Below are 6523 nucleotides of genomic sequence, written 5' to 3'. Positions count from 1 at the left end.
CGTACGAGACCTGCGTCCCCGGCGGGTAGTACTCGGCCGGGTCCCAGGCCGCCGCCGAACAGCCGGGGCCCGGGGCCCGGGCGGGGGCCCGGGCCCCCGGGGGGGGGGGGCCCCCCCGCCCGGGTGGCGGCGCTCACTGGGCCACCGCCCGACCGTCGGCACCGGTGGCGCCGCGGGTGTAGCGCGGATGGATCAGCCCCACGCAGGTGTACGGCAGGTCGTCGACCTCTTCGACCGGCACCCCGCGCTGTTCGGCGAGGAGCCGTACGTGATCGAGGTCGGCGCCCGCACCGCGCTGCGCCAGCACCTTCCACGGCACCCGGCGCAGCAGCACCCGGCTGGTCTCCCCGACGCCCGGCTTGACCAGGTTCACGTCGTGGATGCCGTACGCCTCGCTGATCCGCTCGACGGCGGCCCAGCCCTCCCAGGTCGGCGCCCGGTGGCTGCCGACGAACTCCTTGGCGTCGCGGGCCGCGGCGTCCGCGACCTCGGCGAACCGGGCCGCGATGGTGTCGAGGAAGACGCCGGACAGGTCCACGTCGGCCAGTTCGCGGTAGAACTTGGCGCCGTGGAACTGGCCGGGCCGCACCAGGTCGGCGCGGAGCACGGTGCGCGAGATGAGCCCGGAGACGGTGGAGTTGAGGCACGCCGACGGGATGAGGAAGTCGTCCCGGGTGCCGTAGGTGCGCACGCAGCCGCCCGGGTCGGCAAGGACGGCGATCCGCGGGTCGAAGCCGCGCGCCCCGCCCGCCTCCTCCGACGCCTCGAACTCCTCGATGGCGACGGCGAGTTCGCGGGTGATGGCGCCCTTGCCGGTCCAGCCGTCCACGAAGACCACGTCCGCCGGGTCGTGGTGGGTGGCCAGCCAGCGCAGCGCGGCGGTGTCGATGCCCCGGCCGCGCACGATGGAGATCGCGTAGTGCGGCAGGTCGATGCCGTGCGCGTACTGCGCCCAGCGGCGCATCAGCACGCCGACCGGGGTGCCGGCGCGGGCCAGCGAGACCAGGACGGGGCGCGCGTTCGGCCCGCGGCCGGGGCGCTCGGAGTGTTCGGCGAGCACCGTCTCGGTGACGGCCCCCACCGCCCGGGCGATGCGCGCGGCCGAGGTGTCGAGCGCGGCCCGGAAGAGCTCGTGGTACGCGGCGCTCGGCTGGTACTCGATCGGCAGCGACTCCGCGTAGTGCGCGCCGCCGTTCTGCACCGCCTCCTCGCGCTCCTCCACGGGCGCCTCAAGCGGCACGTCGGAGAAGTCCTGCAACAGCCACCCCACGTCTTCGGCGGCGTACGAGGAGAAGTCGGGCCCGCGGAGCGGTTCCTGCATGGGTGTGGCCTGTCGGTCGAGCACGCCACGCGGCGTGCGGGTGGTCGGGGGTACGGCTTGGGGGTGCGGGGCACCCGTCTGGGTGGCAGGGGTGGTGGGGGCTGGCGCGTGCGCCACGTCCGTCGCGTCGGCTCCAGCGGCTGCACCGTCCGCGGACGCGTCCCCGTCCCCCGCCGCGTCGGCCGGCACGTACGACGGCACGACCGCGAGCACCAGCCGCTCCGTCTGCGCCGCCAGTACGTCGACGAGCCCGCCGGGTGCGTGCAGCGCCGGCGTGTCGGCCGTCGAGTCGATGACGGCGACGACGGCGTCGAACCGGCGCGCGGCATCGCTGCCGGGCGCCACGTTGTACGCGAACCGCGGCCCGGGCCCGTCCGCGGGCTCGTCGTGGGCCGGGAAGGTGAGCCGGGTGCGGATCGCGTAGCCGGGGTCGTCCAGCGCGAGCACGGGCGAGCGCGTGGTGGTGGAGTACCGCACCTCGGCGACGGCCCTCGCCGCGGGCGCCGCTCCGCGCCCGCCACCGCCCTCATCCGCGCCGCCGCCATCCGCCACGGCACCGCCACCCGCCGGGGCGCCGCCGCCTCCCGCACCGCCGTCGGCGGCCCCGGCTGCCCCGTCGAACTCCGCGTCGAACTCCGCGTCGAACTCCGCCTGCAACGCCTCGGCGAGCCGCAGCGGGGCGTACATCAGCTCTTCGAAGCCGAGCACGAGCACCCGCGGGGTCCGCGCCGCCGTGGCCTTGCCCCCGATCTCCAGCGCACCGGCCACCCGGCGGGCCATCCCGGGCAGCGCCGCCTCCAGGGTCGCCCGGTGCTCCGGCGTGAAGCCGTGGCGTCCGCCGTCGGGCAGGCCGCCGGGCCAGCCGAGGTCCACCCGGTGCACGACCGGGTGCGGCCCGACGGCGCCGGGCTCCACCTCCAGCCCGACGGCGCCGGGCTCCGCCCCCACCGCAGCCGCGCCCGCGCCCACACTCTCAGCCAGAGCCGCAGCCGTACCCCCAGCCGCAGCCGCCTCGTGCTCGGCCACCAGCGCCTGCCCGCGGGCGAGCACATCGGCGGGGAGCCGTACCGTGCCGGCGGCCAGCGCCACCAGGTCCACCCGGGCGCCGAGCGTGGCGGCGAAGCGGTCCAGCGTCGCGCGGTCGTCCGCCGAGCGCATGTCGACCAGGGCCACCACCACGTAACGGTCCCGCGGGAAGCGCCGGTGCAGCGTCTGAATGGTGTTCAACACCGTACGGCCGGTGGAGAACTCGTCGTCCACCAGCACCAACGGGCCGTCCCCGGCGAGCAGTCCGGGCTCCTCGGGCAGCAACAGGTGCGAGGTCGCGTGGCTGTGCTCCTCCTCGAAGCCGCCCACCGGTCGGACCCGCGCGATCGGCCGGCGCGTCGAGTGCAGGTACGGGGCGAGCGCGAGCCCGTCCGCGACGCTGTGGCCGAGGCCGGTCGCCGTCTCCGCGTACCCGAGCACCACCGCGCGCGCCGCGTCCGCGTCCCCGAGCAGCGCGCGCACCCGCTGTCCGAGCCGCACCCCCGCCCCGTAGACGACGGCGGGCCGCTGCGGCACGTGCTTGCCGAGCACGTTGGAGACCAGCAGGTGCGCCCGGCGCGGGTTGCGCCGCAGCGCGAGGCCGAGCAACTCCCGCAGCCGCTCGTCACCCCCGCCCTGGGCGCCACCGGCATCCGGCGCGCGCCCCGGCGCGCCACCGGGCGCGTCGTCCGGCGCGTCGTCCGGTGTGTCCCCGGGCCCGCCCACCGGTGCGTCCTTGAGGCCGACCCCCAGATGGTCCGCGACCCACTGCCCCGACCAGACCACGCGCTGCCCCACTCCCTCGTCACTCATGCCAACACCGTCCCGCATCATCGCCCTCGCTCGCCGCCGCCCGGCACCCGGCCACCGCTGCGACCTGTCACCCGTCCGACCGGGCAGCACCCGGCCCCGGCGCCCACGGCCACCGCACCAGCCGCAGCCGCAGCATCGCCCACGGCCACCGCGCTCACCCGGTCGCCGGCAGCCCGGCCGACAGCAACTCCACGAATCCGACGCCCTCCCGGGCCACCCCGAACACCTCGGCCCGCAGCATGGTCCGCTCGGCCCAGGCCCGGTGCGGCTTCACCTCGTTCATCTTGTTGGTGTACGCCGAGCGCAGCACGCCACCGCCCTCGCGCTGCGGCTGGAGGATGTCGACCGCGTCGCTGAACTCCTCGTGGCTGACGACCGACAGCGCGTGCACCGGCGCCACGTGCGTCGGGTGGATGCACGTCTTGCCCTGGAGGCCGTTGGCCCGGTCGAGTTCGATCTCGCGCAGCAGCCCGTCCATGTCGTGCTCGATGAGCGCGGTGCGCAGCGCCTCGGCCTCACCGGTGAAGGGACTGCGCCGCAACTGTGGCTTGAACATCCGCTCGTGCGGCTTGAAGTACTCCCACACCGGCCCGGTCACCGTGAACCCGGTGCCGTCCGCACGGCCGAGCACATTGACCACATCGGCGATGACGGAGGCGACCAACTGCACGTCGTACGCGGTCATGTCCGGCGCCCTGCGCAGCCCGTACGCCGAACAGAAGTCGGTCACGCCGAGCCGCAGCGCCAGCACCCGGTCCCGGTACTTGTCGACGGTGCGGGCGATGCCGCCGAGCGTCTCGGCCCGCGTCTCCAGGTGCAGCAGCTCCGGCGACTCCAGGACCGGCATCACGTACAGTCGCCGCTCCAGTTCGAGATCACAGGAGGTCAGCGCCTCCAGAAACGGTACGCCTCGCTCTTCGGTGAACTTCGGCAGTACGAATCCGGACAGCCGGCGAACCGCGGGGCCGAGCCTGCGGACCAGGTCGGGGATCTGTTCGGCCGTCCGCACCCGGATGAACAGCAGTGGCAGTTCGGCGGCCGGCACCCGGGCGTCGAGCGCGGCGAAGTGCCGGACCAGGTTCTCCTCGCCCTGGGCCACCTCACTGTCATCGATCGAGTCCTCCAGGCACACCACCATGGAAACCACGCCTCGACCGGCCTGTTTGACGATGGCATCGGCAAGGTTGGGGCGGGTGGCCGGGGTGTAGAGGGTGGCCCCGAGGGCGACCGCGAGCGTGCCGGCAGGCGCATCCGGGGTGAACTCGGCCGGCTCCCGATGAAAGAGGCCCTGCCGCACTTCCGGCGAAAGATATCCGAAATGACGCATTTGACTCCCTGAGCTGCCGTAGCCCTCCGACGGCCCGACTGGCCGGAAGCGTGGCCGATAATCGTACGACCGTTGAAGGTCAAGAGTTCCCCAAGCGGGTGAAAGTCCGATAACTCACATGCATACACAGGGTGTACGTGACCCTTCCAGCCCGCGTCGCGGCGCCGCTCCCCGCGCCGCGTGACCCGCCGCCGGCCGGCGCACGGCCCCCACGTTGTTCGCACCCCCCTCCAGAAGGCAGGATTGCCGCCATGACGCACGTGATGTCGAAGGGGTCGAACATCCCGCTGCCGGCAACGGCCGTACGGGCCGTGCTGCGCTGGACGCCGGGGCCCGAGGTGCCGGACGTGGACGCCTCCGCGCTGCTGCTCGCCGCCGACGGGCATGTGCGCTCGGACGAGGACTTCGTCTTCTACAACCAGCCGCGCCACCCCTCCGGGCTCGTCCGCCACCTGCCCAAGAAGCGGCTGACCGAGGGCCTGACCGACACCATCGAGGCGGATCTCGGGCCGCTGGAGCCCGCGGTGCACCGGGTGGTGCTCGCCGCGTCCGCCGACGGCGGCCCCTTCGGCCGGGTCCAGGACCTGTGCCTGCGGCTGTACGACTGCACCGCGCCCGAGGGCGCCGAGCCGTTCGCGGTCTTCGAGGTCACCGCCGAGACCGGCGAGGAGACGGCGCTGATGTGCGGCGAGCTCTACCGCCGCGGGGACCGCTGGAAGTTCCGCGCCCTCGGACAGGGCTACGACTCGGGCCTGGTCGGCCTCGCCACCGAGTTCGGCATCTCGGTGGACGACTCCGAGGCACCCGCCGCGCCCGAGCCGAGCGTCCACGCCCCGGGCCCGCCCGACGCCACCGGGCCGACCGTGGCCGCCCACCACGCCGCGGCGCCGACGGCCGCCGTCGGCCCGTCGCCCGCACCGCACCAGGGCACCGGCTACGGCTACCCGCCGCCCCCACCGGTCCCCCCGGTCACCGCTCCCCCGGCCGCCGTGCCGCCGCAGCCGGCCGCCTCGCCCGCCTACGCAGCGGCCGACGCGAGCCCCGCGGCGCCCTGGAGCAGCCACTCGGCGCACCCGCCGATGCCGGCCCAACAGCCCGCGTACGGCTACCCGCCGCATCCGGCCTACGGCTATCCGCAGCACCCACAGCCGGTGCCGGCCGCGCCGCAGGCGCCGTTCCAACTGCCGCCCCAGGGACCGCAGTTCCAACGGCGCCGGTAGCCGCACCCGTGCCCGCTCAGATCTTGGCCTTCTTGTAGCCCCGACCCCACTGGAGCCCCCAGCCGTACAGCCGGTCGAGCTCGGACTGGAAGCCGTAGACGTACTTCACCTCGCGGCGGACCACGATCTCGCCCTTGACGTTCTCGATCATCACCACCGCGCACGAGCGCGCCTGCGGCGCCCGCTCGTCCAGGGTGATCTCGATGCGCGGACCGCTACTGGGGAAGAGCGTGACCACGCCGTGCGTACGGTCGAAGGCGGGCGTGCCGTCATAGATGTAGACGAAGATCAGCAGCCGGCTGAAGTCGTCCTTGTGGTCCAGATTGATGTAGATCGTCTCGCCGGACCCCGAGCCGAACCGGTCGTCACCGCTCAGATGCACGTACGGCGACTCGTTGAGCGACCCGAAGAAGTCGCCGAGCGGCTGCACCACGCCCTTGCCGCCGCTCTGCATCTCGTACATGCAGGCCAGGTCGAGGTCGACGTTGACCATCGCGGGGCCCTGCGTCTGCACCATCTCGGGCTTGAACATCTGGAGCGGATTGCGCCACGAACCACTGCGCTGCTTGGCGTTGAAGTCGGTGGTGCGCATCCGCCAGGACAGGTTGACCCGTAGGTTTCCGCTGGCCGCGCCCTGTTTGGTGAGCGAGATGGTCGGGCGCCGCTTGGTCAGTTCGATGGCGCCCGATGCGCCACCGGTATCGAAGACCTGCGCCGACCCACGCCCCCAGCCGCTCCATAACGGCATTGCCTACACCCCCACATCTGACGGGACACCCATGACGACGGGGCGGGCCGCGAGGAACAACCTCGCGG

The 6523-nt window shown here is 73.8% G+C and carries 4 protein-coding genes; 1 reads left to right on the top strand and 3 read right to left on the bottom strand.

Going from position 1 to position 6523, the window contains the following annotated elements; all coding sequences use genetic code 11:
* Positions 1-133: 133 nt before the first annotated feature.
* Both AAHZ94_RS26255 and AAHZ94_RS26250 read right to left on the bottom strand, forming a co-directional pair.
* The gene (locus AAHZ94_RS26255; protein WP_349995774.1) at positions 134-3160 is read right to left on the bottom strand and encodes a phosphoribosyltransferase; all 3027 of its coding nucleotides are present in this window, start codon (positions 3158-3160) and stop codon (positions 134-136) included.
* Positions 3161-3314: 154 nt separating this feature from the next.
* Positions 3315-4487 carry an HpcH/HpaI aldolase/citrate lyase family protein gene (locus AAHZ94_RS26250; RefSeq protein WP_349995773.1) on the bottom strand — a complete coding sequence of 391 codons (1173 nt, stop codon included), beginning with the start codon at positions 4485-4487 and terminating at the stop codon, positions 3315-3317.
* A 251-nt stretch (positions 4488-4738) separates the two neighbouring features.
* Here AAHZ94_RS26250 and AAHZ94_RS26245 point away from each other — a divergent pair, with 251 nt between their 5' ends.
* Entirely contained in the window at positions 4739-5707 is a 969-nt protein-coding gene (locus tag AAHZ94_RS26245; protein WP_349995772.1) for a TerD family protein, read from the top strand.
* Between the two features lie 16 nt (positions 5708-5723).
* Here AAHZ94_RS26245 and AAHZ94_RS26240 read toward each other — a convergent pair whose 3' ends face one another.
* Positions 5724-6455: a TerD family protein gene (locus AAHZ94_RS26240; RefSeq protein WP_349995770.1), complete on the bottom strand. Its 732-nt coding sequence runs from the start codon at positions 6453-6455 to the stop codon at positions 5724-5726.
* Between the last annotated feature and the right edge of the window lie 68 nt (positions 6456-6523).

This window comes from Streptomyces sp. HSW2009 (assembly GCF_040240285.1).
In the GTDB taxonomy this organism is placed as follows: domain Bacteria; phylum Actinomycetota; class Actinomycetes; order Streptomycetales; family Streptomycetaceae; genus Streptomyces.
The sequence above is the reverse complement of the archived record's forward strand: the minus strand, read 5'-3'. Positions and strand labels throughout refer to the sequence as shown.